At 66.8% G+C, this 23,105-nt stretch carries 23 protein-coding genes; 12 read left to right on the top strand and 11 right to left on the bottom strand.

The genetic code is table 11. The features are described from left to right. Positions 1-9: 9 nt before the first annotated feature. The 3 genes from FHJ30_RS06090 to FHJ30_RS06080 all read right to left on the bottom strand — a co-directional run bounded on the left by FHJ30_RS06090 (position 10) and on the right by FHJ30_RS06080 (position 1,588). Positions 10-858, bottom strand: coding sequence for a triacylglycerol lipase (locus FHJ30_RS06090; RefSeq protein ID WP_139028409.1), 849 nt, complete (start codon positions 856-858; stop codon positions 10-12). Positions 859-1,098: 240 nt separating this feature from the next. After that, positions 1,099-1,296, bottom strand: coding sequence for an IS1096 element passenger TnpR family protein (locus FHJ30_RS21980; protein WP_171058943.1), 198 nt, complete (start codon positions 1,294-1,296; stop codon positions 1,099-1,101). 88 nt (positions 1,297-1,384) lie between these two features. After that, positions 1,385-1,588 (bottom strand): cold-shock protein, encoded by a 204-nt coding sequence (locus FHJ30_RS06080; protein WP_009372930.1) that lies wholly within the window; start codon positions 1,586-1,588, stop codon positions 1,385-1,387. 243 nt (positions 1,589-1,831) lie between these two features. Here FHJ30_RS06080 and FHJ30_RS06075 point away from each other — a divergent pair, with 243 nt between their 5' ends. The 5 genes from FHJ30_RS06075 (at position 1,832) to FHJ30_RS06055 (ending at position 7,248) form a co-directional block, all read left to right on the top strand. Beyond that, positions 1,832-3,142 (top strand): NAD(P)/FAD-dependent oxidoreductase, encoded by a 1,311-nt coding sequence (locus tag FHJ30_RS06075; protein ID WP_306669372.1) that lies wholly within the window; start codon positions 1,832-1,834, stop codon positions 3,140-3,142. After that, complete coding sequence (locus FHJ30_RS06070; RefSeq protein ID WP_139028408.1) at positions 3,139-3,939, top strand: alpha/beta fold hydrolase; 801 nt, start codon at positions 3,139-3,141, stop codon at positions 3,937-3,939. Before FHJ30_RS06075 ends, FHJ30_RS06070 begins: the two co-directional genes overlap by 4 nt. Before the next feature lie 351 nt (positions 3,940-4,290). Continuing rightward, on the top strand, positions 4,291-5,367 hold the full coding sequence (locus tag FHJ30_RS06065; RefSeq protein ID WP_139028407.1) for a tellurite resistance/C4-dicarboxylate transporter family protein: 1,077 nt from the start codon (positions 4,291-4,293) through the stop codon (positions 5,365-5,367). A 176-nt stretch (positions 5,368-5,543) separates the two neighbouring features. Further along, complete coding sequence (locus tag FHJ30_RS06060; RefSeq protein WP_139028406.1) at positions 5,544-6,449, top strand: SRPBCC family protein; 906 nt, start codon at positions 5,544-5,546, stop codon at positions 6,447-6,449. Positions 6,450-6,510: 61 nt separating this feature from the next. After that, positions 6,511-7,248 (top strand): hypothetical protein, encoded by a 738-nt coding sequence (locus FHJ30_RS06055; RefSeq protein ID WP_139028405.1) that lies wholly within the window; start codon positions 6,511-6,513, stop codon positions 7,246-7,248. Here the strand turns inward: FHJ30_RS06055 and mgtA are convergent. The 3 genes from mgtA to FHJ30_RS06040 all read right to left on the bottom strand — a co-directional run bounded on the left by mgtA (position 7,172) and on the right by FHJ30_RS06040 (position 11,924). Beyond that, positions 7,172-9,871, bottom strand: coding sequence for a magnesium-translocating P-type ATPase (mgtA, locus tag FHJ30_RS06050; RefSeq protein ID WP_139028404.1), 2,700 nt, complete (start codon positions 9,869-9,871; stop codon positions 7,172-7,174). The two genes, FHJ30_RS06055 and mgtA, sit on opposite strands and share 77 nt — an antisense overlap. 23 nt (positions 9,872-9,894) lie before the next feature. Next, positions 9,895-10,578 carry a hypothetical protein gene (locus FHJ30_RS06045; RefSeq protein ID WP_139028403.1) on the bottom strand — a complete coding sequence of 228 codons (684 nt, stop codon included), beginning with the start codon at positions 10,576-10,578 and terminating at the stop codon, positions 9,895-9,897. 92 nt (positions 10,579-10,670) lie between these two features. Further along, positions 10,671-11,924, bottom strand: a complete 1,254-nt coding sequence (locus FHJ30_RS06040) for a S8 family serine peptidase (RefSeq protein ID WP_139028402.1) — start codon at positions 11,922-11,924, stop codon at positions 10,671-10,673. Between the two features lie 172 nt (positions 11,925-12,096). Here FHJ30_RS06040 and FHJ30_RS06035 point away from each other — a divergent pair, with 172 nt between their 5' ends. Beyond that, positions 12,097-12,549, top strand: coding sequence for a DUF4383 domain-containing protein (locus FHJ30_RS06035; protein WP_139028401.1), 453 nt, complete (start codon positions 12,097-12,099; stop codon positions 12,547-12,549). 102 nt (positions 12,550-12,651) lie between these two features. On the opposite strand, the gene FHJ30_RS21640 is transcribed toward FHJ30_RS06035, so the two are convergent. Then, entirely contained in the window at positions 12,652-13,323 is a 672-nt protein-coding gene (locus FHJ30_RS21640; RefSeq protein ID WP_240793614.1) for a hypothetical protein, read from the bottom strand. A gap of 115 nt (positions 13,324-13,438) precedes the next feature. Then, positions 13,439-14,245: a CPBP family intramembrane glutamic endopeptidase gene (locus FHJ30_RS06025; RefSeq protein ID WP_171058942.1), complete on the bottom strand. Its 807-nt coding sequence runs from the start codon at positions 14,243-14,245 to the stop codon at positions 13,439-13,441. 213 nt (positions 14,246-14,458) lie between these two features. On the opposite strand from FHJ30_RS06025, the gene FHJ30_RS06020 reads away from it, so the two are divergent. Continuing rightward, positions 14,459-15,184 carry a hemerythrin domain-containing protein gene (locus FHJ30_RS06020; RefSeq protein ID WP_139028399.1) on the top strand — a complete coding sequence of 242 codons (726 nt, stop codon included), beginning with the start codon at positions 14,459-14,461 and terminating at the stop codon, positions 15,182-15,184. 72 nt (positions 15,185-15,256) lie between these two features. On the opposite strand, the gene FHJ30_RS06015 is transcribed toward FHJ30_RS06020, so the two are convergent. After that, positions 15,257-15,487 carry a hypothetical protein gene (locus FHJ30_RS06015; protein ID WP_139028398.1) on the bottom strand — a complete coding sequence of 77 codons (231 nt, stop codon included), beginning with the start codon at positions 15,485-15,487 and terminating at the stop codon, positions 15,257-15,259. Positions 15,488-15,676: 189 nt separating this feature from the next. Between FHJ30_RS06015 and FHJ30_RS06010 the strand changes: the two genes are divergently transcribed. After that, positions 15,677-17,173 (top strand): S8 family serine peptidase, encoded by a 1,497-nt coding sequence (locus tag FHJ30_RS06010; RefSeq protein WP_139028397.1) that lies wholly within the window; start codon positions 15,677-15,679, stop codon positions 17,171-17,173. An 18-nt stretch (positions 17,174-17,191) separates the two neighbouring features. Here the strand turns inward: FHJ30_RS06010 and FHJ30_RS06005 are convergent, their stop codons facing one another. Beyond that, positions 17,192-18,148, bottom strand: a complete 957-nt coding sequence (locus tag FHJ30_RS06005; protein ID WP_240793613.1) for a hypothetical protein — start codon at positions 18,146-18,148, stop codon at positions 17,192-17,194. A gap of 392 nt (positions 18,149-18,540) precedes the next feature. Here FHJ30_RS06005 and pdxA point away from each other — a divergent pair, with 392 nt between their 5' ends. From pdxA to FHJ30_RS05980, 4 genes are all read left to right on the top strand, one after another. Beyond that, complete coding sequence (pdxA, locus tag FHJ30_RS05995; protein WP_139028395.1) at positions 18,541-20,919, top strand: 4-hydroxythreonine-4-phosphate dehydrogenase PdxA; 2,379 nt, start codon at positions 18,541-18,543, stop codon at positions 20,917-20,919. A 72-nt stretch (positions 20,920-20,991) separates the two neighbouring features. Then, positions 20,992-21,765 carry a DeoR/GlpR family DNA-binding transcription regulator gene (locus FHJ30_RS05990; protein WP_139028394.1) on the top strand — a complete coding sequence of 258 codons (774 nt, stop codon included), beginning with the start codon at positions 20,992-20,994 and terminating at the stop codon, positions 21,763-21,765. Between the two features lie 173 nt (positions 21,766-21,938). Continuing rightward, positions 21,939-22,178, top strand: a complete 240-nt coding sequence (locus tag FHJ30_RS05985) for a hypothetical protein (RefSeq protein WP_139028393.1) — start codon at positions 21,939-21,941, stop codon at positions 22,176-22,178. A 205-nt stretch (positions 22,179-22,383) separates the two neighbouring features. Further along, entirely contained in the window at positions 22,384-22,617 is a 234-nt protein-coding gene (locus FHJ30_RS05980; RefSeq protein ID WP_139028392.1) for a DUF4231 domain-containing protein, read from the top strand. 30 nt (positions 22,618-22,647) lie between these two features. Here the strand turns inward: FHJ30_RS05980 and FHJ30_RS05975 are convergent, their stop codons facing one another. Next, complete coding sequence (locus FHJ30_RS05975; RefSeq protein WP_139028391.1) at positions 22,648-23,064, bottom strand: hypothetical protein; 417 nt, start codon at positions 23,062-23,064, stop codon at positions 22,648-22,650. Positions 23,065-23,105 lie beyond the last annotated feature (41 nt).

Genomic DNA, 23,105 nt, shown 5'->3' with positions numbered 1-23,105 from the left:
GGCTCCGGGCTAGATGCAGCGGGGCTGGTAGGCCGGGTCCGCCGGCCCGGAAGTCCTGCCCAGTGCATGGGCAACAATCTGGTGGACCACGGGGTCGTTCGGCGTCTGGTCGTGCTCAAACACATCCGCCGGGCACTTGTCTTGGATGGTGATGTTGGTGACCTGCCGCGCCGGGCCGGAGAGGAACTGGCTGTTGTAGGGAATCACCACTTCGTCGTAGACGGTGGAGATCACGGTGTAGGACGGCCCGGCCACGGTGTCTCCGATGGAGTTGAGTTCCTGCATGAACGGCGAGCCTGCCTGCTGGTCGGCGCAGGCAGCACAGCCCAGGGCCATGAAGTCCGGGTCCCCCACAGCGTCCGGCGGAGGAAGGATGACGCCTTCGGTGCCGTGGTTCGAGGGGGCAATTCCAACGAGCTGGTTGACGTTCTTCGCACCGCCCAGGAAGCCCATGTAGTAGCGGGGCATCATGCCGCCCTGGCTGTGGCCCACCAGGTCCACCTTCCTGGCACCGGTGGCTGCGCGGACCGCGTCCACGAACGGGGCCAGTTCCTGCGCGGAGTCGGCCACCGGCCCGGTGGCGTAGACGCCGTTCGTCTCTCCGTAGTTGAGTGCGAAGACGCAGTAGCCGGCGCTCTTGAGGTACGGCGAGAGGGTGGACCAGTTCTTGGCCATGCTTTCAAAGGTCCCCGGAACCAGGATGACCGGATAGGGGTGTTCGGCGGACGGCTTGCAGGACCAGTCGTTGGCGCCCGGCGGGGAAATTTCGACGACGTCCGCCTGCGCGGGTGCCGCGGTGAGGGAGCCGGCCAGGACGGCCGCCGCGGCCAGGGACAGTGCCTTTGTGAGCAGTGACATGGAAACCTCTTCGTTTGCGAGTCAGCGGGTGGGCGGGCCTGAACCGGAGCCTGCGCTGCGGCCCGGTTCCCGCCCGGGGCCCTTCAAATGCTAGGCAAAACAGGACAGTGGCGGCCGGTTCTGCACGGACGTGCAGCCAATAAAGCCCGATCCCCCAGACCTGCGCCGCGGCCGGGTCCCGGGGCGCTTTGCATCGTTGTTACTGGTCAGTAGCGTTTTCGCGCCTGGACCGGCGGCGCATCACCGTTCAGGCCCCGTGCACATTCGTTCACGGCAGCGGCGGTCCTCCCAGCCGAAGGCCGCCTGCACGGCGAGATGAAACTCCCCCACTGTCAGGGCAGCGGGAACCGACAGGTGGCGCCAGGTCTCTGGTTCGCTGTCCTCAATGCTGATGCGGAGTGCAAAGGCGGGAACGGCTCCGGCGGATTCCGGTGGCACACCCGGGTTAACCAAAAGCAGGGCCGGTCAGTGACCGGCCCTGCTTTTTCAAAATTCGAAACCCGAAGGCCCCAGATTCCCTAATGAATTAGAGGGCCTGGATGTTGGTGGCCTGGGGACCCTTGGGGCCCTGCTCGGTGTCGAAGGAAACCTTCTGGTTCTCTTCGAGGGAGCGGAAGCCGTTGGAGTTGATCGCAGAGTAGTGTGCGAACACGTCCTGTGAGGAGTCATCGGGGGAAATGAAGCCGAAGCCCTTTTCAGCGTTAAACCATTTGACGGTACCAGTAGCCATTATTTTTGTCCTTCGTGAAGGTAGAGGGAAAATCCCGACTTTCGGGCCCTCCGGCGTGGGGTGTTCAAAACCGCTACTTCAGAAGAACGCGGACTTTCGACCGCGCGTACTGCCTGAACTACCAACTGCATAAACACAACAACAGGATCAACACTACAGGAGATTTGGAGCAGCACTTACCACGGGGGCGCAGGAGGCATATCCTGCGAACATTCACACCCGTCCCGAGCACCGGGAGAAACCATGAACACGGCACAGAGCATCAACTCCCTGGTGATCGGGGCCGGGCAGGCCGGCCTGGCCACGAGCTACTGGCTTACCCGGCACGGCGTGGAGCACCAGGTGCTGGAGCGGCGGGAGGATCTGGGCGGGGCATGGCAGGACCGGTGGGACTCGTTCTACCTGAACACGCCCAACTTCTCATTCATGCTTCCGGCGCTGACCTACGACGGCCCCGAGCCGGACGCGTTCCTGCCGCGCGACGCCGTCATTGACCTGTTCCGCGATTATGCGCCGCGGATCTCGGCGCCGGTGCGTTTGGGCACTGAGGTTACGCGGATGCGCCGGGCCAACGGCGGATTCAGCGTGGAAACCACGGGCGGCCGGTTCGCGGCACAGAAGGTTGTGCTGGCGAACGGTGCCTTCCAGCTGCCGCGCATCCCAGCAGCGTCGGCCGGACTTTCCCCGCATGTGTTCCAGCTGCACAGCCACGGGTACCGCAACCCGCAGCAGCTGCCGGACGGCGCAGTGCTGGTGGTGGGCACCGGCCAATCCGGCGGGCAGATCACCGAGGACCTGCTGGCCGCCGGCCGTGAAGTCCACCTGGCGGTTTCAAGCTGCCCCGAGGCGCCGCGCCGGTACCGCGGCCAGGACGTCTTCCACTGGATCCTCCAGGTCAACCTCCACGGCCCTGAGTACGGCATCAACGGTTTCCAGGTGGAGCAGCTCCCCTCCCCCGCGGCACGTTTCATGTGCAGTCCGCTGGTTTCCGGGAACGATGGCGGGCACAGCATCCGCGTGCGGGAACTGGGCCGCCGCGGCGTCCGGCTGCATGGCCGCTTTGAGGGAACCGACGACGGCGTCCTCACCTTCAGCGACGACCTCCCCGAACGCCTGGCGATGGTTGAGGCAGGGTTCGGCCAGCGCCTGAAGCTAATGGCGGACGCCTACATTGCGGCGGCCGGCATTGATGCCCCGCCGCCGGAGACACCGACAGCCGACGCCTGGCTGCCCGCGGAGTCCGGCGCGGGTGGACCTGGACGCGGAGGGCATCACATCGGTCATCTGGGCCACCGGATACGGCCTGGACTTCAGCTTCCTGGACATTCCGGTGCTGGACGGGTGGAACTACCCCCGGCACTCCCGGGGCGTCACGGAGGTCACCGGCCTGTACGCCGTCGGGCTGCCCTGGCTGACGAGGCACGCCTCGGCCACCTTGGCACTGGTGGGGGACGACGCCAAATACGTGGCCGGGCACATCGCCGGCCTGGGAAGCTGACACCGGAAAAACGCACCCTTGCCAACGCCCCGCCCCGGCGTAGGGTTTTTCCATGAAACCGATTCGGGTCATCCTGCTTCCGGGCTCCGTCCTTCCCGCCGAACTGGCGTACGGCGCGCTGATTGAAGCCCTGGGGCCCGACGTGCAGGCGGTTGCCAAGGACCTGGAGCTCTACGCGGACGACGAGCCGCCGCCCGGCTGGAGCCTGGACACCGAGGTCGAGGGCGTGCTGCGGGAGGCTGACGCCCGCGGGTGGGAGACATTCCACCTTGTTGGCTACTCCGGCGGCGGCGCGGCCGCGCTGGCTTTCGCGGCCAAGCACCCGGACAGGCTGCTCAGCCTGGCCCTCCTTGAACCTGCCTGGGCCGGGAACTGGGACTGGAGCCCCGCCCACGCCGAACTCTGGAAGCAGTACGAGCCGCTGGAGGCTCTTCCGCCCGAGCAGTTCATGCCCGCCTTCATGAGGCTGGGAGTCAGGCCCGACGTCGTCCTTCCGCCGCCCCCACCGGGTCCCCCGCCGCCGTGGATGGCCAAGCGGCCCGCAGGGATCAAGGCGTTCCTGCGGACCTTCAGGACGTACAACCTGGACAGGGCACGTTTGGCTGCCTTTCAACCGCCCGTGTTCTACGCCCTGGGCGCACTGAGCAACCCGGATGAATATGGCGAGATTGCGAGCCGGCTGGCGAGGGTCTTCTTCCCTGACTTCCACTTGGAGGTGTTCCCCAAGCGCCACCACTTCGACCCTCCGCACCGGATTGAGCCCCAGCGGCTGGCCGAACTGCTGCGCCGGCACTGGGAGCAGGCGGAAAACGATGCCAGCACGGCAGAAACCGTGGATGACCTCCGCGGGTGACCGGTGATTGTCAGTGGCGACGTGCAGCTTAGGCGGGACGGGAATTTAGCACCGCTGGCCATCTCCTTGTTCATGAAGGCATTCACCGGCCCCAACCAGCGGGACGCTGGTGGATGAGGCCACCCTGCCGGCCCACCGGGAGGTGTGGGGCAGCGAGCCGTCGCCGTCCGCTGCGGCGCTCGGGCGCCTGTCCGGTGAAGAGGCCTAGCTGTATGACGCACTCCGCCATGACGTGCACGGTTCCTCCGTTCGGCTGGAGCAGGAACTGACCAGCTGGCACTGGGCGCTGGACCGTTTTTTCGGTGCCTGAAGCTCATGAATGCGGGAACCGGCAGCCCTAAGCTTGGTGCCATGAACACGGCCATCGGTGTCCCCAGGTCTTTCGGTTCCCGTGTCCTGGACGCCGTCAGGACCCTCACGCCCGGGTACTTCGCGCTCACCATGGCCAGCGGGATCATCTCCGTGGGGCTGGAACTGGAAGGCTTCCACGCACTCTCCGCCGCACTCCTGGTGGTCTGCGCATCCTCCTACGCTATGATCCTGCTGCTCAGCCTGGTGCGCCTCGCCAGGTATCCGGCGGACATGCGGCGGGATTTCATGGACCCCGCCCGCGCATTCGGCTTCTTCACCTTTATTGCCGGGACCAACGTGCTGGGCGTGCGTCTGGGGATGGCAGGCTGGACAGGCGCGACGGCGGCGCTGCTCGCCGTCGGCGTCCTCGCCTGGGTGGTGCTGGGTTACGTGGTGCCATGGACTGCCGTACTCGGCCGGGACGAGCGGCCCGTGGTCAGGGACGCGAACGGGACGTGGTTCATCTGGTGCGTGGCAAGCCAGTCCGTCGCGGTGGCCGCGGCATCCCTGGAACCCCTTGCCGGGCCGGACTGGCGCGCCGCCCTGGCGCTGACCGCCGTCGTCGCCTGGTCGGTGGGGCTCATCCTGTACGCCGCGGTGGGAATCTTCGTTTCGCTGCGGCTCATGATCTACCCCATCCGGCCGGAGGACCTCCGCCCGCAGTACTTCGTATCAATGGGCGCCATGGCCATCAGCGTCCTCGCCGGGGCGCGGATCGTCGAGATGGCCGGGGCGCCCATGGTCGATGCGACGCGGGGACTCGTTGCAGGATCCTCCGTAGTGTTCTGGGCCTTCGCGTCGTGGCTGTTCCCGGTGCTCCTTGCCGCAGGGTGGTGGCGGCACGTGATCCACCGCGTGCCGCTCTCCTTCGAGCCCGGCCTCTGGAGCGTCATCTTTCCCCTCGGCATGTATGCAGTAGCCGGCATCTATCTGGGCCAGGCAGACCATCTCCCCCTGGTCGCTGCGATCGGCCGCACCGAGCTGTGGCTGGCCCTGGCCGCGTTCCTGGTCACCTTCGCCGGAATGCTGTGGCACCTGTGGGCAACACTGGTGCAGTCCCGGGACCGCCGGTCCTAATGTCCTCGCAGGGAGTAATCCGAGTGATCCGGTCCACCCCGCGGGAGGGAGCGGCCCGGTAACTGCGGCGGAAGCATGCGGGCCTGCTGGGACCTTTTCCTCTGTTTCCGTTGCTCCGTTGGGACTGCACTGGAACCAGGAGCTGAGATGCACGCTCCTGCCCGAGAGGAGATGAAATGAGCAAGAACGTCGTTCGGAGCACCACGATCAACGTCCCGGTGGAAAGGGTGTTCTCCTTCCTGAGCGACCCCACGAACTGGATGACCGCCATGCCCGGCGAGTCCGAAGTGACTCACCTCGACGTCAAGCCCGACGGCGTGGGCACCTCCGCGCGGTGGTCTGCCAAGATGTGGGGCATCCACATGGGCGTGACCCACGAGTACCGGGAGGTGGTTCCCAACAAGCAGATCGTCTCCAAGGCGTCCGTGGGACCTGTGCTCACGTTCTCCCTGGAACCGGCCAACGGCGGCACGGAGCTGACCGTCGAGGAGCACCTGGACATCCCCGCGCCCGTCGTCCGGGTGCCGGTCCAGGCCATCTTCGCCCGGATCACCGAAAACGACGTCCAGGGCATGGTGGCCAACATCAAGAGCCTGCTGGAGACCGGGGAGAAGACAGCCCCTGAGCCCGGCGAGAAAAAGTTCACCCAGACGCTGACCTGGTCGGATGGGATCACCATCGCCGCGCCGGTGCAGGAGGTCTTTGACCTGGTCAAGGATCCTCGGGTCTGGCTGGGCCAGGACGTCCAGGTCTCCGACCTGAAAACCACGCCGGAGGGTGTGGGGACCACCTTCCAGGTTGCGTGGAAGGTCCTCGGCATCCCCCTTAAGACGACGCACGAGTACACCGAGTTCGTCCCAAACCAGTACTTCACGTCAAAGGCGGCCCTGGGTCCGGTGTTCAAGGTGGAGGTGGCTCCGGAGAACGGCGGAACCCGGCTGCACATGCGCTCAGATGTGGTCCCCCGGAACATGGCGGAGGCCGCGGTTGACTCGCTGGTCATCAAGATGTCCGAGCGCAGCCAGGCGGAACTCCTTGCCAGCATCAAGGCGTCGGCCGAAGCCCGCCCGGGTTCACGCTGAAACCTGGGCGACGGCGCGCTGCTGGGAAGTGGCCACTGGGCAGTAGGTGGAAGGCTGTGGGATGAAAGACCGCACGGCAATAGCGGTGCTCACCGGGTCATTTGTGCTCAAGCTTGCGTACCTCCTGTGGCGTCCGGCCATGCTGCGGTGGGGCACCCAGGGCGAGGAAGCGGTTGAGCCCCTGCCCGGGGATGACCGGGTGCCCCGCCCGGCGTTCCAGAGCACCCGGGCCATCACCATCGAGGCCCCGCCGGAGCAGGTGTGGCCCTGGATCGTGCAAATGGGGATCTACCGTGCCGGGTTCTACAGCCACGACCTCGTGGAACGGGCCATGGTCCGTGCCCGGTACGTCGAAGGCAAGCACTCGGCTGCGCGCATCCACCCGGAACTGCAGAATCTCAAGGTAGGCGACCAGGTGCCCTACGGCGGTGGCGCCTACGCAACCGTGACGGAGATCGAGCCCAACCGGCACCTCGTCGCGGGAGAGGCGTTCGTGCTGCGGCCCCTCCCCAACAACTGCACCCGCCTCATCGTCCGGTACCGGGGAACGGGGTACATCGGTGCCGCGCTCCAGGGCGCCGCGCCCGACGCCCCTGCGCTGACCAGGGCTGCCGCGTCGGCCGTGCGGCAGGTGCCCGGCGCGCTGCTGCTGGCCCGCGCCGTCGACATGTTCATCGGCGACCCGCTGCACCACTACATGGAGGTGGGGATGCTGCGCGGCATCAAGCAGCGGGCGGAAGGGAAGTACGGCGACGGCGGCGGCGCACCTCGAGCGGGCGCACCCTCACCGGTGCACTGAACCGGAAGGCGCGGCGGGAGAGGTGGTGCGTGTCCGGACGACGGCGGACGGTCACCGGCCCGGCAGGCAGCAGCTGGGCGCTGCGGGAGAAGAACCAGTGCTTGGCGAACTCCACCAGGACCAGGTAGACCACGATCATGCCGAGCAGGGCCAGGAAGAACGGGACCGGCAGCGGGTCGAAGCCCAGCACCCCTGCCAGCGGTGAGAGCGGGAGGAAGATGCCCAACGCCACCACGCCCAGGGATGCCCCGAGCAGCCCGGCGGAAGGGCGGCTGCGCAGGAACGGCACGCGCCGGGTCCGGATCGCGAAAATGATGAGTGTCTGGGTGGCGATGGATTCGATAAACCACCCCGCCCGGAACTCCCCCGGCACGGCATCGAACACCACCAGCATCAGGGCGAAGGTGGCGAAGTCGAAGAGCGAGCTGATGGGTCCGAAGAGCAGCATGAAGCGCCGGATGAACCCGATGTTCCAGTGGGACGGCGCGCGCAGCTGTTCCTTGTCCACCCGGTCCCCCGGGATGGCCAGCTGGCCGGTGTCGTAGAGCAGGTTGTTGAGCAGGATCTGGCCTGGCAGCATGGGCAGGAAGCTCAGCACCACGGATGCCGTGGCGGCGCTGAACATGTTGCCGAAGTTGCTGGACGTGCCCATCAGCACGTACTTGATGGTGTTGGCGAAGATCCGGCGGCCTTCCCGGACGCCTTCAGCCAGGACGCCGAGGTCCTTGTCCAGGAGCACGACGTCGGCGGCGTCCTTGGCCACGTCCGTGGCGCTGTCAACGGAAATGCCGATGTCCGCCTTGTGCAGGGCAAGGGCATCGTTGACGCCGTCCCCCATAAAGCCCACGGACCCGCCGCTTTGCCGCAGCAGCGTGATGATCCTCGCCTTCTGCTCGGGCGAAACGCGGGCGAAGATGGTGGCCCGGCCGGCGGCGGCAGCGAGTTCGTCGTCGGAGAGCGCATCGATATCGGCGCCGGACAACGTCCCCCCGGACTTCACGTCCAGGTCCGCGCAGACCTTTTCTGCAACCTTCGCGTTGTCCCCGGTGGCGATCTTCACCGTGATCCCCAGCTCCTCCAGCCGGTCCAGGGATTCCCTGGCGTTGGCCTTGGGCCGGTCCAGGAATACCAGGAATCCGGCAAGAGCCAGGCCGCGCTCGTCGCCGGGAGTGAGCTGGGCCAGCCCGGCAGCCGGGCGCGCGGCCACCGCCACAACCCGCGCACCGGCGTCGAACTGTTCCTCCAGCATGGCCCGCACCGGAGGCGGAGTGGGGCCGCACAATGCCAGGACGTCCTCCGGCGCGCCTTTGGTGACCAGGCGGGCGGGCCCGCCGTCCTCCCGGACCAGGACGGTGGTGCGGCGGCGCCGGTGGTCGAACGCCACCAGGTCAACCCGCTCGAAGCGTCCCGGGTCAAACCCCGCCGCGCCGCGGCTGTCCCAGAGTGCGGCGTCCAACGGGTTCTGCCCCGCGGAGGACAGTTTGGCCTCGGTATAGTCCGCCTCGGTGGCCAGCAGGCCCAAGGTGAGCAGGCCGGCGTCGGACACGTTCGGGGCGGCGGGAAGCGCGCCCGTGAAGCTGATCCGCCCCTCCGTGAGCGTCCCGGTCTTGTCCGTGACCAGGATGTCCATGTCCCCCAGGTCCTCGATGCAGACCAGCCGCTTCACCAGCACCTTCCGCTTCGCCAGGCGGCGGGTGCCGGTGGCCAGGCTGGTGCTGACGACGGCGGGGAGCAGCTGGGGCGTGATGCCCACCGCGATGGCCAGGGAGAACAGCAACGATTCGATGAGCGGTCGCTGCAGCAGCAGGTTGGCGATGAAGATCAGCGTGGTGAGCACCACGGCAACCTGCAGCAGCAGGAACGAGAACCGTTTGAGCCCCAGCTGGAACTCGGTCTGCGGCTGCCGCTCGCCCAGGCCCAGCGCTATCCGCCCGAATTCGGTGCGGCCGCCCGTGGCCACCACCACCCCTGTGCCGGCGCCGGACTGGATGACGGTGCCCATGAACGCGCAGGAGGCGAGGTCTCCCAGGGCCGCGCCGGCCGCCACCGGCCCAGGGTCCTTGGCAGCGGGCAGGGACTCCCCCGTCAGGATGCTCTCGTCGCAGAGGAGGTCGTTGGCCTCCAGCAGCCGGATGTCCGCCGGGATGATGGCACCGAGGGAAAGATGGACGACGTCGCCAGGTACCAGGACGGTGACGTCCACTTCACTGGTGGTTCCGCCGCGCAGCACCACGGCCCGGTGGGTGACCCGGGAGTGCAAAGCCTCGGACGCACGCTCGGCGCGGAACTCGTTGGTGAAGCCAAGCCCCACGCTGACCATCAGGATCACGCCGATCACCACAGAGTTGGTGGCATCGGCCAGGACGAGGGACAGGGCGGCCGTGACGATCAGCAGGATCAGGATGGGACTGGCGAACTGCCTGCCCAGCACGGCCCAGATGTTGGCGCGGTGGGTGCGGACGGCATTGGGCCCGAGGGCAGCGAGCCGGGCAGCCGCTTCCGGGACGGACAGCCCCTCCGGGCTGGAGCCCAAGTGCTGCAGCACCTGCTCGGCAGGCTGGGACGCGGCGGTGGCGATCGGCAGGTGGAGGAAGCCCCGCTCCTTGACGTTGAGGTCAGCCATGCGCTCGGCGGGAGCCTGGCCGGCTACCCTGGGAACCCGAAGCAGGGGAAGAACTCTTCCACTCCCGGCCGGGCAATTTCGATGCAGCGTGACTTCACCTGGGTCAGGGATGCCTCGGTGTCGGTGCCCGCAGCCGTCAGTCCGTTGACTGCAACTGAAACAGTGGCTGTGGCAGTACGACGCAGGTTGTTGCCCGTCGAGTTGACGTTGCCCACGCCCGGGAAGTTCTGGTGGTCATGGCCGGTGTCATGCTCAAGCGGCCCCGTGCCGGTCCACGATGCCGCGAGGCTGATGGTCACCGGGTTGCCGTCCCCGTCCGTCCCCGGCAACTGCGTGGCAACGGACGCGCTGGTCAGCCGGGGATCCACCACCAGCGGCGCCATGTTCTGGCCATCCGCCTGGAACAGCACCGCGCCGCCACCGGCCGCGGCACCGATCCCGCCGGGCGCCACCGCACAGATGTCCGTAATCCGCACCAACACGCCTGTCAGGCCCTGCTTGTTCACCGGACCCGGTTGACCCGCGTACATGGCCAGGCTTGAGGAGACGAAGATTTCTGTCTGCTCGCAGCCCGCTGTGGCCACCACCGCTGCTGAACCGTGGGTGCTCGAAATCGTGTGGTAAATGTTGGGAGGAGCGGCTGCAGCCGGTCCTGACCCCAGGGACAGCAGGGCCACCGTGCAGACGCCCAGGAGCAAGGGCTTCATCAGATTTCCTTTATCCGCTTACTCCCAAATTAAGCCTCCCAGGCAGGGGCGTCCAGAGGACTATGGACCCAACAATCCGGCGCCCCCGGCACTTACAAAAGTCCTTGCCGGACGGCCAGGTCTGCGTTCACGCGGCCGTACTTCCAGAAGGATTCCGTGCCCGCCTTCAGCTCGGCTGTTGATTCGACATTTGCGCGGACTGACTTGTTGTCGGCGCCTGCATGGGACCTCCATGCAAGGGCCGCCACCGCGGCAACAATGGGCGCGGCCATGGACGTTCCGCTGCCGATGTCGTAACCGAGGGAGCGGCCGTTCTGCCTCCCGATGACGAACTTGTGGTTGGGGAAGGTGGAGTAGACGCTGACTCCAGGTGCTGCTACATCCACCCAGCTGGCTCCGTAGGTGGAGAACGTGGCTTTGGCATCGTGGTTGTTGGTGGCCCCGACGGCAATGACGTTGGGGTAAGCGGCCGGGTACATCATGGTCTGGTTGTCCCCGTTGCCTGCTGCCGCCACGAGCACCACATTCCTGCTCCAGGCGTTGTTGACGGCAGTTTGAAGAGTGGTTGATGCTCCCACGACGAGGCTCATGTTGATGACCTTCGCGCCACTGTTGACCGCCCAGTTGATGCCGTTGGCAAGGCCGGAGCTTGAGCCCATTCCTGTGTCGCTGAGGACTTTGCCGGCCAGAATTTCACAGCCAGGGCAAACACCGGCGACGCCAATGGAGTTGCCGCCGATGGCGGCTACGATGCCGGCGACGTGAGTGCCGTGGCCGTAATTGTCCTCATTGTTTCGTGCAGTGGTGAAGTTTGCCCGCGCCACAACCTTCGGGTTGATGTCCGGGTTGTCGGTTGCGACGCCGGAATCGAGGACCGCAACTCCGATCTCACTCCCGGTGGTGACGCTCCACGCTTCAACGGCGTCCACGTCGGCGTCAGGCGTTCCCGCGTCAACAGTCACAGTGCCGGCGGTGTTGGTGAACGATTGGCCATCATTTTGCAGGGCGTACTGGTCCGGGAAGTACTGGTCATTTGTGGCGGGCCTGACGATCTTGTCCGGCTCGGCATACTCCACCACAGGGTTCCGGCTGAGGGCTTCAATAAGGTGAAGTTCCCGCCCCTCCGGCACCTTGATCAGCTGCGCACCGGTGCTGCCGATTTCAGGGCCCTCGCTGAGGCCGTGCCCGCGCAGCGCACCCGCGGCAGCGCGGTCGTCGCGGAATTTCACCATGATCTGGCCCGCGATGAATGACGGCTCAGCAGCAGCATTGCCCTGGGCCGCAAATGTAATTCCACTGAATCCCATGATTGCCGCCGCGAAACCGGCGATGGCTGCTTTTTTCATACGGTTATCTTGCTCGCATCATGAGTGGCTGGATAGAGCACTCGTATAAATCATTTTTAAGTGCGCACCCATCCGAAATGCGATATGGCCCGAATTGCTGGCGTAACCCTTGGGCCGGCAGGTAAAAACCTCCAGCTGAACCCATAGACGCATATCGCATTCAGGAGAAACCATGGCAACTCACACGAATACAGGCTTGGCAACCCGCACCAACGTGCAAAAGGCATCACTGGCTGTGGGTGCAGTATTCCTGCTGGTCGGCGTCCTCGGCTTCGTGCCGGGCATCACGGCCAACTTCGACCAGCTGCATTTCGCCGGCCACCACTCCGAAGCCATGCTGCTGGGCCTCTTCCAGGTCTCGGCCCTGCACAACATCGTCCACCTGCTCTTCGGCGCAGCCGGCATTGCCCTGGCCCGGACTGCGGGCGGAGCGCGTTCCTTCCTGCTCTACGGCGGCATCATCTACCTGGTCCTCTTTGTCTACGGCCTGGTGGTTCCGCAGGATTCGGCCGGCAACTTCGTCCCGTTGAACGGCTTCGACAACGTCCTGCACCTGCTGCTCGGCGTTGGAATGGTGGCCCTCGCCCTGGTCCTCACCAAGGGGCACAGCAAGGCGCACGCCTGAACCCTTTTCCGGACGACGTACCGGCGCCCCTTCGGGTTACGAAATGCTCCCGGCCGCAGCTCCCGCTGCTGCCGGGGGCATTTCGGTTCCTGCTCCCGTGCGCTACTTGAGGCTGAGCACCTCGTCGATCGGCCGTCCATTGACGAACACCCGGGCGCTTGTGGCCCCCGCGGCCGTCATGGCGGTGTACTCCAGCTGTGCCTTCGCGCGCGGAATGTCGCACACGCCGCCGAGCATGAACTGCCCCTCCAGATAAATGGTGATGGTGCTGCCGTCCAGCTCGCCGCCCACATACCGGAGGTCCGACTGGTACAGGACGTTCACCAGCCCCGACATGCCGACGTCGCGGCTCTTGTTCGCCAGCAGCGCGCCGACGCTGGGGCCCACCTGGTCCGTGAAGCGGACGGGTGCGGTGGTGGTGGCAACAAGGCTGTCGCCGCAGCCGATCCTGGGCCCGGAGATGCCGTTATCGTCGATGGCCACGTAGTAGACCGTCAGCGGGGCCACCTGCTCGGGAAGGCCGGGCGGGGCGGGTTCCGCCGTCGCCGGCGGACTCGCTGGAACGGACGACGGCGGCGCTGTCGCCGTGGGGGATGCAGTCACCGGTGCGCTGGCCTGCGAGGTGGGGGTCGCCGTCGTCGTGGCCGTCCCGGAGGAGCCCGGGGACGAGGCGCTGCCTGTGGGCGACGGGGACGGAGGGCCGAAACAGCCTGAGAGCGTGAACAGGGCGCAGAGCCCCAGAACGCTGAATGCCGAAACCCTGGGCTTGGTCATGATGCCCCCTCGCGCTGGCCCCGCTGTTCCGGGACTCTCCTTCAACCTACGCTTTAGACCGCCTCCCGGAACAGGGACTTAGGTCCGGCGCAGCGCAACGGCAGGTCCCGCTGCGCTAGTGGACAGGCTTGAGTTCACTCCTGGCAAGGTTGCGGCTGCCGGCATACGCCGTGACGGCCAGGGCCAGGACGGCGGTCACGCCGGCAAGGGCGTACCACGCCACAAGGTATGGGCCGCCTCCCTGCAGTTCGGAAAGGAAGAACCTCGCGTAGCTGTTGAGGGCGGCATGGAACAGGATGACCATCGGCAGGCTTGCGTGGGTGCTGTTGTAGAGCCAGGCGAGCACCACCGACTGTCCCAGGATGTAGATCGCGAATGGGGCAAGGGGCCGCTGGCCCGGATCCGACACGAATTCGGGAAGGTGCCACGGCAGCCACACCAGGCCTACCAACACTGCGGCCGCCAGCGCGCTCCGGCCGCGCTGCAGCCGCGGCAGGAGAAAGCCCCGCCAGCCCAGCTCCTCGAAGATCCCCACGATGACCACTGTGACAGCGATGGAGCCGGCAACCTGCAGAAGATCGGATGGTTCCCAGCGCGGGACCGGCGCTCCGGCCATGACGGCAGCCCCAAAGGCGATGCCCGCCACGGCCAAGGGCACACCCAGCGCAACGCCGTACCATCCCGGATGGACCCGCCACCGCCCCAGCTGGCGCAGAAGCCCGAACAACTCCCTGCGGCCACCCGCCGTGACGGCAACCAGGACGGCGGCCAGCCCCGGCCCAAACGGAACCAGCGGGCTGCTCACCGGGTTCAACAGGACCAGCGGCCAGATGGACCACGAGATAACGTATGCCAGCACAAGGTAAAGCAGGACGTCATGCCGGGCCGCCCACCCGCGCGGCCGATGGCTGTGGGTCGTCATGGCAGACCTTCTTTGAATGTCCACGGGTCGTTTTAAGTCTGGCACCGGCCACGGCGGCATTACAGGCAACGGCGCCCCCTAACGCACATTGGGTAGGCAGTTCCGGCGAGCCGAGGGACCCGTCCTGCAGGCCATTGTGCGGCCCGGAGGCGAGCGTTACGATGCTCCCGGGGAGAGGTCCTGGTCTCGATTCAGCGCCGTTAGGGGCCACCGATGACCGACTTCTTCACCATGCAGCCCGGCGAGACCGCGGCTCCACTTCCGTCCGGGCCGGTCCTGTGTACCGGGACGGCGGCCATGCGGCGCATCCACCGCTTTTTCCTGTGGGCCTACGACGAAGCACCCGGCCTGGTGCGTTCCGTAAGGCCCGGCGATACCGGCCGGGCCGCGTACGTGGGTGAGGTGCTCGGGAACTTCGACAAGGTGCTCCACGTCCACCACGAGGGCGAAGACCTGCTCATGTACCCGCAAATCGCGGAGCGCGCGCCGGCCTGCGCCCTGCACGTGGGCCTGATGCTTGAACAGCATAAGCAGGTCACGCAGCGGCTTGAAGCCATCGAGCCTGTCAGGCTGCGCTGGATGCAAACGGCGGACACCGAGGCGGGCACGGAACTCGCCGGCCTCTACGAGGACCTCTCATCCGTCCTCAAGGTGCACCTCCGCCGTGAGGTCACCGAGGTGATGCCCGTAGTGGACCGGGTGATGAACCAGAAGGAGATGGAAGGGGTGGGCCAGCACGGGATTGAGCAGTTCGACAAGAAGTTCATGGTGGCCTACCTCGGCATGGTGCTTGCCACGAATCCGCCCAAGGACCGGGCGGAACTGTTCAAGGAAATCCCCCTGCCGGTCCGGCTTGCCTACCGGCTGGTCGGACGCCGCATGTACCGGCGGCAATACTCCACGCTCTTCCCTGGGCGCCCGATTCCCGCCACGCTTTGAAGACGGGCGCCACCGCGAACTCCTGCCAGTTAGGATCCGCTGGGCGGGGAACGCCACAGGAGGCGCAAGGTGCTATTCGGCGGCCTCGTCGTTCGCGGTTGTCTCGACCCAGTCGATGGCGTCGTCGGGGAAATAGTGCCCCTGGGTTTCACTTTGGCTCGCCCACCATGAATCGTCACTGGGCGGTCCGCCCGCCTGGGCAATCTCTGCCACCACCGCCGGCGGGACCACGTCGCCGTTGTTCTCGATCAGCCACTCCTTCGTGGATGGCTGCAGTTTTGCCCACCACTGTTCGATGCTCATAAAGCCACTGTGCCACGCCAGCAAACCTTTGAAAGGAGTTGCGGGATTCCCCCTGCGGCTCGCCATCGGCCGTGGCCCGGACTGCTCCTGTAGACTTTTCTAGGTCCACAGCGGCCGGTTTTCTGGGCGGGACCCAGCGTCGGGACAGGCTTCGGGCTCAGCCGGAGTGCACAGGGGGGAAAGATAACCATGCCATCTTCGAAACGACTGCTGGGCGCCCTTGGCGCCTTCATGGTTGCGGCCGCTGTTCTGCCGGCAGCCTTGCCAGCTGCTGCGGCAACCTCTGCTGTGGCGCCCGACCAGGGCGGCACAGAACGGTACCTGGTCAGCTTTTCGCCAGGCGCCGACGTCGCCAACGAAGCCCAGGGCCTGCGGTCCCAGGGCGTGGCCGTGGGAAAAACCTTCTCCGCCGCGGTGCGGGGTGCAGTTATCACAGCCACGAAGGCGCAGGCCGCTGCCCTGGCCCGTTCGCCCCGGATCGCGGCCATCGAGGTGGACGCGCCCGTTTCGCTGGATGAGACCCAACAGTCGCCGCCGTGGGGGCTGGACAGGATCGACCAACAGTCGCTCCCGCTCTCCGGCACGTTCACGCCGCCGTCCTCAGGGGCCGGCGTCAACGCCTATGTGATCGATACCGGAGTGCTGGCTGCGCACACGGATTTTAGCGGGCGGGTCGCGGCGGGCTGGACCGCCGTCGCCGACGGATTGGGCAGCGGCGACTGCAACGGACACGGCACCCACGTTGCCGGAACCATCGCCGGCAGGACGTTCGGGGTGGCGAAGGCCGCGACCATTGTTCCGGTCCGCGTCCTCGACTGCGAAGGCTCCGGCTACGATTCGGACGTCGTCGCGGGCCTTGACTGGATTGCGGCGCATCACGCCGCGGGGACACCCGCCGTCGCCAACCTCAGCCTAGGCAGCGGGGCCAACAGTGTGGTGGACGCGGCCGTCCGGGGCGTCATCAGCGACGGCGTCACAACAGTCGTGGCCGCAGGCAACACCGGGGTGGATGCCTGCACCCGGTCCCCCGCACGGGTGCCCGAGGCGCTGACTGTGGCAGCCAGCGATTCCTCGGACCGCCAGGCATGGTTCTCGAACCACGGCAGCTGCGTTGACCTCTACGCGCCCGGCGTCGGCATCCTGTCAGCTGGGCACACCTCGACGACGGCGACGGCCACCTTGAACGGGACCTCCATGGCGGCCCCGCACGTTGCCGGGGCTGCGGCCGTAGTCCTGTCCCAAAACCCCGGGCATGCGCCGGCAGGAGTTTCCGCGGAACTAACCTCAGCCGCCGTCCCGGGTGTTATCACCGGGGCGTCACCGGGCACACCTAACCGCCTGCTCAACACGGGCCGTGAGGCCTGGCTCCCTGCTCCTGTGGCGGCAGCACGGGACTTTACCGGCGACGGTCTGCCCGACCTCCTGGCCCGGGACAGCAACGGCACCCTCTGGACCTACCCCGGCACCGGCAACGGCCTCTTCGGCTGGCGCATCAAAGTCGGCGACGGCTGGAACGTCATGACCGCCATCAGCGCCGCCGGCGACCTCACCGGCGACGGCAAACCCGACCTCACCGCCCGCGACACCAACGGCACCCTCTGGACCTACCCCGGCACCGGCAACGGCCTCTTCGGCTGGCGCATCAAAGTCGGCGACGGCTGGAACGTCATGACCGCCATCAGCTAGTGCTCTGGATGTATCTAGCTACGGCGCGGGACGCGTCCCTGAGTCCGTGCTCGGCCCCCTTGTTGCAACGAAGTTCCAATCGAAGGACCCGTCAGAATGCAACGTCAGCCGAAGGAATCCGTGGGTGTCGCTGAACCGCTTCTCGATGTAGCGCGGACTACTGGTGAAGGGGCGGAGTGCAATCCCGCCCGTGGAAACCTGGAACGCCGTCATCCCGTCGTCGACGCACTTGTCCTTATTGTTCACCGGACATGACCGCTCGTAATTGTGCTGTGATCCTGACAGGGTCAGGCGGACCCGGTGCTTCCACATCACATCGATCCACGGCTTGTGGTCGCCAGCCCGCTCGTGCTCGGCCGTGGTCGACGTGAAGTAGGGCTCATGGTGCACCACCGCCAGGTGCTTCCCCGCCTCCTTCGCGGCGGCGAGGTCCCTGTCCAGCCATCTTGTCATCGCCCCGGCCCGTGCGGGGTTGTACCGCCAGTGCGCTGAGGACAGGAACGCGAAGTGCCAGTTCCCAAAGTCCTTCGAGTACGCCTCCCCGTTGCCGATGCGTCCACGCTCCATGTTGATCGCAGCCTTCTCCGGAGCCCCCGGGCACTGGCCGTTCATGAAATTGTCGAGGTCCTCGTTGCGGCCGGGTTCCCAGTCATGGTTGGGGGCCGAAACCCAGTACAACTTGGGCATCGTGCCACTCCACAGGGCAGCCCAGTAGTTCACATAGTCGTCACAGTAGGCGGTGTCGTACTGGAAGTCACCGAGACCCAGGAACCCGTCGATCTCGTTGTCCTGCACGAGCCGGGTGATCGCAGCAGCGTTCCGGCCGGACGGGCTGTCAGGGTCAATGTTCCCTGCGTCGTTCATGTCGCCGACGGCAGCGATCCGGACGTCAGGCGTGGCGGACCCGCCCTGCTCCGGGGCACCCGTGCAACCCGCGGCAGAGACCGCCAGAATGGCGGCGGCGGTCGCGGCCACACTCCGGAAGAATCTGGGACGAGTGAGCGCTGACCGCATCGGGCAACCCCTTCGGGAATCCGGACCGCAAGACGGCTTGCGAGGGACAGCAATGCGCACCGGACTTCTGATATTCCCCAAGCCCGGAGTTGCTGTCAAGGGCGCCAAATCCCATGGAACGCGTTTGGGTTAGAGGGAGGCGCCTCCGCAGATGACGTAGTTTTGGCCGGTGATGGACTTGCCGTGCGGGCCCAGGAGGAACGCGGCCAGGGCGGCCACGTCCTCCGGGCTTTTGCCCATTCATGCGCAAAGCGCGCAACCTATTTGGCGTGATTCACGCAGCCGTGCCATGATGGCGGGGAGCTTCCCGCTAAGTAGCGGGATCCTAGCCGACTAAAGAGGAGAGGAGCATCGTGGCTTCTGTATTTGTGCAGGCCGACGATTTCTCCGGCGCCGCCGAGGTTGGCTACTGCTTTGTGCGGCACGGCTTGTCCACGCAGGTCCTGCTTGCTGCGGGTACTTCAGGCCCGTACGACGGCGGCACCTCTTTTGCGGGGCCTGTCGCCGACGTGGTGGTTGCCGATACCCATTCCCGCGGACTTCTTGACTCCGCCGCGGAAGTGCTGGCCAAGGACGCCTTCTCCAGTCCCGAGGCCTCCGGCGCGCAGGTAGTGTTCAAGAAGATCGACTCGCTGTGGCGCGGGAACGTCCGGGCCGAAGTGGCTGCGCTGACAAGCCTTGGTTTCCATGCTGTTGTTGTGGGGGCACTCCCCCAGCTGCAGCGTTCCGTCGTAACCGGCCGGCCGCTGGTGGCCGGTACTCCCCTGGCGGAGACGGACCTGTGGCAGGCGGAGCTTTCGGCCCCTCCGGCCGACATTGCGTCATTGCTCCATCCAGAAAAGCCGGCATCGGTGCAGGCGCTGAATCTGGCGGCGGGCCGGTCGGGCTCGCTCGCCGAAACACTGGCCGGTCTCCTCCATTCCGCCGGGCCCTCCTTGGCTGTGGCTGACGGCGAAACCGTCCACGACCTCCAGCACGTGGTGGACGCCCTGCTGGAACTGGACTTCCAGGCCGGCGACCGCCGCATCGTGCTGGTGGGAACCGGCGGCACGGCTGATGTCCTCGCGCAGCGGCTGGCTGCACGAGTTGCGCGAAGTGCGCAAAGCGTGGCAACGGCGGACGCAACCACCGCGGAACCGCAGGAAGCCCACAGGCCGGTGCTCGCCGTCGTCGGCTCCGCATCCGGAACTGCTCAGGCGCAACTGGCGCAACTGGGAGTACGCGGCTTCACGGTGGTCCGGCTGCACCCGCTGTATGCAGGTGCCAGGGATGCGTACGCTTCCCAACTGGCCCAGGTTATAGACGATTTGAGGGCCGGCAACTGCGTAGCCATCACACTTGCTGCTGCAAGAGTGGACCCGTCCGGGTCGGCCCGCATCGTCCAGGCCCTGTCCAGGTTCGCCGCCCAGGCAGCCAAGGCAACACCCACCGACCTGATCCTCACCGGCGGCGAGACGGCCCGGGAAGTCCTGGACGCCCTCGGCCGCCACAGCCTGGTGCCGCTCGCGGCGGTACAGCACGGGGCCGTGCTGAGCCGTGCCGATGACGGGACGCTGGTTGGCACCAAGCCCGGCAGCTTCGGCGACGACCTGGCCCTCCTGCAGCTTTACGACGAAATCCGGGAGCGCCGCGGACAGTCCGCGCAGGCTCCCACCACCAACCTTCCCCCGCTGGACCAACCCTCTGGAGCAGACATGACAACCGACGCAGTGACCGAGACCGGGCAGGCCGCCCTCCCGTACGTGGCCGTGACCATGGGCGACGGGGCCGGGGTGGGGCCGGAGGTGGTGGTGGCTGCCGTACTGGATCCGCAGAGCAACGCCGAGTGCCGGCCCGTGGTGATCGGCGACGCGTTGCGCCTGCGCCAGGCCGCGGACATCCTGGGCATCGAGGCGGACATCCAGAGCATCGGGAACGTGGAGGACGCGGTGTTCACGCCGGGCCGGGTGAACGTGATTGACCTGAACCTGCTGCCGGAGGACCTGCCGTGGGGCCAGCTCTCCCCGGTTGCCGGGCACGCGGCATACGAATACATCCGGGTGGCCAGCGAGCTGGCGATGGCCGGGAAGGTGCAGGCCATCTGCACTGCGCCGCTGAACAAGGAGGCGCTGCACGCGGCCGGGCACATCTTCCCCGGGCACACCGAGCTGCTGGCGCACCTGACGGGCACGGAGGAGGTGTCCATGATGCTGTCCACGCCCAAGATCCGGGTGATCCACGTGACCACGCACATCGGGCTGGTGGACGCCATCCGCAAGATCAACCCGGACCTGGTGGAGCGCACCATCCGCCGCGGCCACGAGGCGCTGGTCCGGGCGGGCATCCCCAACCCGAAGATCGGCGTGTGCGCCATCAACCCGCATGCCGGCGAGAACGGCCTGTTTGGCCAGGGCGAGGAAGCGGAGAAGATCGAGCCGGGCGTGAAGGCCGCGCAGGCGGACGGGATCAACGCGGTGGGCCCGCTGCCGGCGGACACGCTGTTCTTCCTGGCCGGCCGCGGCGACTACGACCTGGTGGTGGCCATGTACCACGACCAGGGCCACGGGCCGGTAAAAGTGCTGGGCATCGAGGCCGGCGTGAACATCACCGTGGGCCTGCCCGTGATCCGCACATCCGTGGACCATGGCACCGCGTTCGACATCGCCGGCAAGGCAATCGCCGATTCCCGGTCGATGGTGGAGGCCCTGCACCAGGCGGCCGAGATGGCCACCCGGCCGTCCGTCGCCGTGTAACGCTGAATCTTGGGGGCCGGAACTAGCATGGATAGCGCTGCCACCGCCATGTCCACGGGAAGGAGACCGGGAATGCTCACCGCAGACGCGCGGCGCGAGGAGATCTACCACCTTGCCGTGACCACCGGTCTGGCCTCCGTGGAGGAGCTGTCCGCCCGGTTCGAGGTGACCGCGTCCACGATCCGCCGCGACTTGGCGCTGCTGAACTCACAGGGGCGTTTGGCCCGCACCTACGGCGGGGCCATGGCGATGGGCGCACATCCGGAGGCGTCGCTGCGGCAGCGCACCGGCGAGGCGTTCGAGCAGAAGCACGCCATCGCCCGCTGGGCAGCGTCCGTAATCCAGCCCGGAGAGTCCATCCTGCTCGACGCCGGCTCCACCGCGGGTGCCCTGGCCCACGAGCTGCGCGGGTTTGATCGGTTGGCGGTGACGACGCCGGGCATCAACACACTGCAGGAGCTGGCCGATTCCGAGGGCATCGTTGTGGACTGCCTCGGCGGCCGGCTCCGAGGCGTCTCGCAAAGCTTCGTGGGGCCGCTGGCCGAGGCGGCGCTGGAGCGGATGAGCTTCGACCGGGTGTTCCTGGGCGCCGACGCCGTCACCGCCGAGGACGGCATCTGCGAGGCCGACCACGCCCAGACCCGGCTTAAGGAGCTCATGGCCCGCCGGGGCCGGGAAGTCTACGTGTTGGCGGACTCCTCCAAGCTCGGGCTGCGGCCGTTCCACGCGTGGGCGCGCTTGGCGCTGCCTTGGACCCTGGTGACGGACGACGGCGCCGACCCCGGGCAGGTGCAGAAGTTCCGGGATGCGGGGGTACACGTTGAAGTGGCCAAGGTCGGCAGTTAAACCTTCCGGAACCGCAGCCGCAAAACCAGACAGCCCCTCCCCCAACCGGGGCCCGCCTCGGTAAAATGGGCCATGGTGCTCTTTCCCATCATCGGGCTCCTCATCTGGGTCGCATTCCTTTGCGGTGTCATGGTCCTCTGCGGCATCGTCTGGGCTGCGGGCAAATCCGTCTGGTGGTTCCTGGACGCCTTGACCGGCGGAAGGCGAAGGCTGTCAGCTCCGCGCCGCGGGTAGCCCCGCCGCCGCCGGTACGGCGTGCACCGTCAAAGGCTCCGGCGGCGCCGCCCGTCCGGCCCGACGCCCGGGACTCATCCGGGATCTGGCCCAAATGGACCCCTTCCCACCGGCTCTACAAGGACTATGAACTTGCCCTGTGGCAGGAGCAGTTCGACGCCCTGAACTCCCGCCAGTAGGCCCGCCCCGATATGATTTTTCGGCGCTGGCCCTGGTGAGAAGGCGTGCGCCCTGGCTGGTTCTTCCCCGACAGCATCCGGCCGGATCTTCATCAGTTACCGGCGGGAAGAGACCGCGTACCCGGCCGGATGGTTGTACGACCGGCTGGCGAACCGCTACGGCGGCGGCCAGGGATGTCGACTCAATCCAGCTGGGTGATGACTCGTGGAGGCGATCACCAGGGCTGTCGGCTCCTGCGACGTGGTGCTGGTACTGATTGGCGACGCGTGGATCTCGATCACCCATGACGAATTGCCTGAGAGCCTCGCCAAGCTCACCTACCGCTCCACGGCCGAGGCGCTGAAACATGCACGCTACCTGTACGTGGCCAAGGCGGGACCCTACCTCCGTGCGGACCCGCACCAGCAGCAGGCCCCGAGCCGCTCGGAAAGCCGGTAAGTAAGGGGTGGCGTTAACCGCACCCGGCGGCTAAGGCCGCGGTGTTAACGCCCTCCGGCCGCCCAACCCCAGCATTGCCATCGCGACGGACAGGGCCAGGCCCCCGGCTATCAGCGGAGTGTCTTCCTTGTCCGGGTGCTGGAATGACTCGCGGCTGGCACGCTCCCAGAGGATGCCCAGGATGTAGACCGAACCCAGCCAGCCCATGGCCCGTTTGAGCCCCTGCCGGGGCCTAACCATGAGTAGAACGGTGCCTGCCGCGTGGGCAGCCAGTACTGGCCAGGGTGCCGAGAGCCCGCTGCCAACAGTCCACATATCGCGCGCGACGTTCTCCGGCTTTCCGTTCATGAAGGGTGTGTCGTAAGGGATCCGGTCACGGAGGGCCCTGCGCGCTGCCAGGAGTTGCACAAGCAACTCCGCCAGCGAGACCGAAACCAAGGCTTTCATGCTTCCTCCTCCCTTCAAGATGCATGCCGCCCGTGCAGCAC

This window comes from Arthrobacter sp. BB-1, assembly GCF_006151685.1.
Classification (GTDB): domain Bacteria; phylum Actinomycetota; class Actinomycetes; order Actinomycetales; family Micrococcaceae; genus Arthrobacter.
This window is presented reverse-complemented; position numbering and strand designations above follow the sequence as displayed.

Excerpts from the sequence above, each read along its gene's own strand:
- FHJ30_RS06075 (WP_306669372.1), top strand. The coding sequence starts at position 1,832 with ATGAACACGGCACAGAGCATCAACTCCCTGGTGATCGGGGCCGGGCAG.
- FHJ30_RS06040 (WP_139028402.1), bottom strand. The coding sequence starts at position 11,924 with ATGAAAAAAGCAGCCATCGCCGGTTTCGCGGCGGCAATCATGGGATTC.
- FHJ30_RS06025 (WP_171058942.1), bottom strand. The coding sequence starts at position 14,245 with ATGACGACCCACAGCCATCGGCCGCGCGGGTGGGCGGCCCGGCATGAC.
- FHJ30_RS06070 (WP_139028408.1), top strand. The coding sequence starts at position 3,139 with ATGAAACCGATTCGGGTCATCCTGCTTCCGGGCTCCGTCCTTCCCGCC.
- FHJ30_RS06010 (WP_139028397.1), top strand. The coding sequence starts at position 15,677 with ATGCCATCTTCGAAACGACTGCTGGGCGCCCTTGGCGCCTTCATGGTT.
- FHJ30_RS06020 (WP_139028399.1), top strand. The coding sequence starts at position 14,459 with ATGACCGACTTCTTCACCATGCAGCCCGGCGAGACCGCGGCTCCACTT.
- FHJ30_RS06080 (WP_009372930.1), bottom strand. The coding sequence starts at position 1,588 with ATGGCTACTGGTACCGTCAAATGGTTTAACGCTGAAAAGGGCTTCGGC.
- FHJ30_RS21640 (WP_240793614.1), bottom strand. The coding sequence starts at position 13,323 with ATGACCAAGCCCAGGGTTTCGGCATTCAGCGTTCTGGGGCTCTGCGCC.
- mgtA (WP_139028404.1), bottom strand. The coding sequence starts at position 9,871 with ATGGCTGACCTCAACGTCAAGGAGCGGGGCTTCCTCCACCTGCCGATC.
- FHJ30_RS05990 (WP_139028394.1), top strand. The coding sequence starts at position 20,992 with ATGCTCACCGCAGACGCGCGGCGCGAGGAGATCTACCACCTTGCCGTG.
- FHJ30_RS05975 (WP_139028391.1), bottom strand. The coding sequence starts at position 23,064 with ATGAAAGCCTTGGTTTCGGTCTCGCTGGCGGAGTTGCTTGTGCAACTC.
- FHJ30_RS06065 (WP_139028407.1), top strand. The coding sequence starts at position 4,291 with ATGAACACGGCCATCGGTGTCCCCAGGTCTTTCGGTTCCCGTGTCCTG.
- FHJ30_RS06035 (WP_139028401.1), top strand. The coding sequence starts at position 12,097 with ATGGCAACTCACACGAATACAGGCTTGGCAACCCGCACCAACGTGCAA.
- FHJ30_RS06055 (WP_139028405.1), top strand. The coding sequence starts at position 6,511 with ATGAAAGACCGCACGGCAATAGCGGTGCTCACCGGGTCATTTGTGCTC.
- FHJ30_RS06045 (WP_139028403.1), bottom strand. The coding sequence starts at position 10,578 with ATGAAGCCCTTGCTCCTGGGCGTCTGCACGGTGGCCCTGCTGTCCCTG.
- FHJ30_RS06090 (WP_139028409.1), bottom strand. The coding sequence starts at position 858 with ATGTCACTGCTCACAAAGGCACTGTCCCTGGCCGCGGCGGCCGTCCTG.
- FHJ30_RS06015 (WP_139028398.1), bottom strand. The coding sequence starts at position 15,487 with ATGAGCATCGAACAGTGGTGGGCAAAACTGCAGCCATCCACGAAGGAG.
- FHJ30_RS06060 (WP_139028406.1), top strand. The coding sequence starts at position 5,544 with ATGAGCAAGAACGTCGTTCGGAGCACCACGATCAACGTCCCGGTGGAA.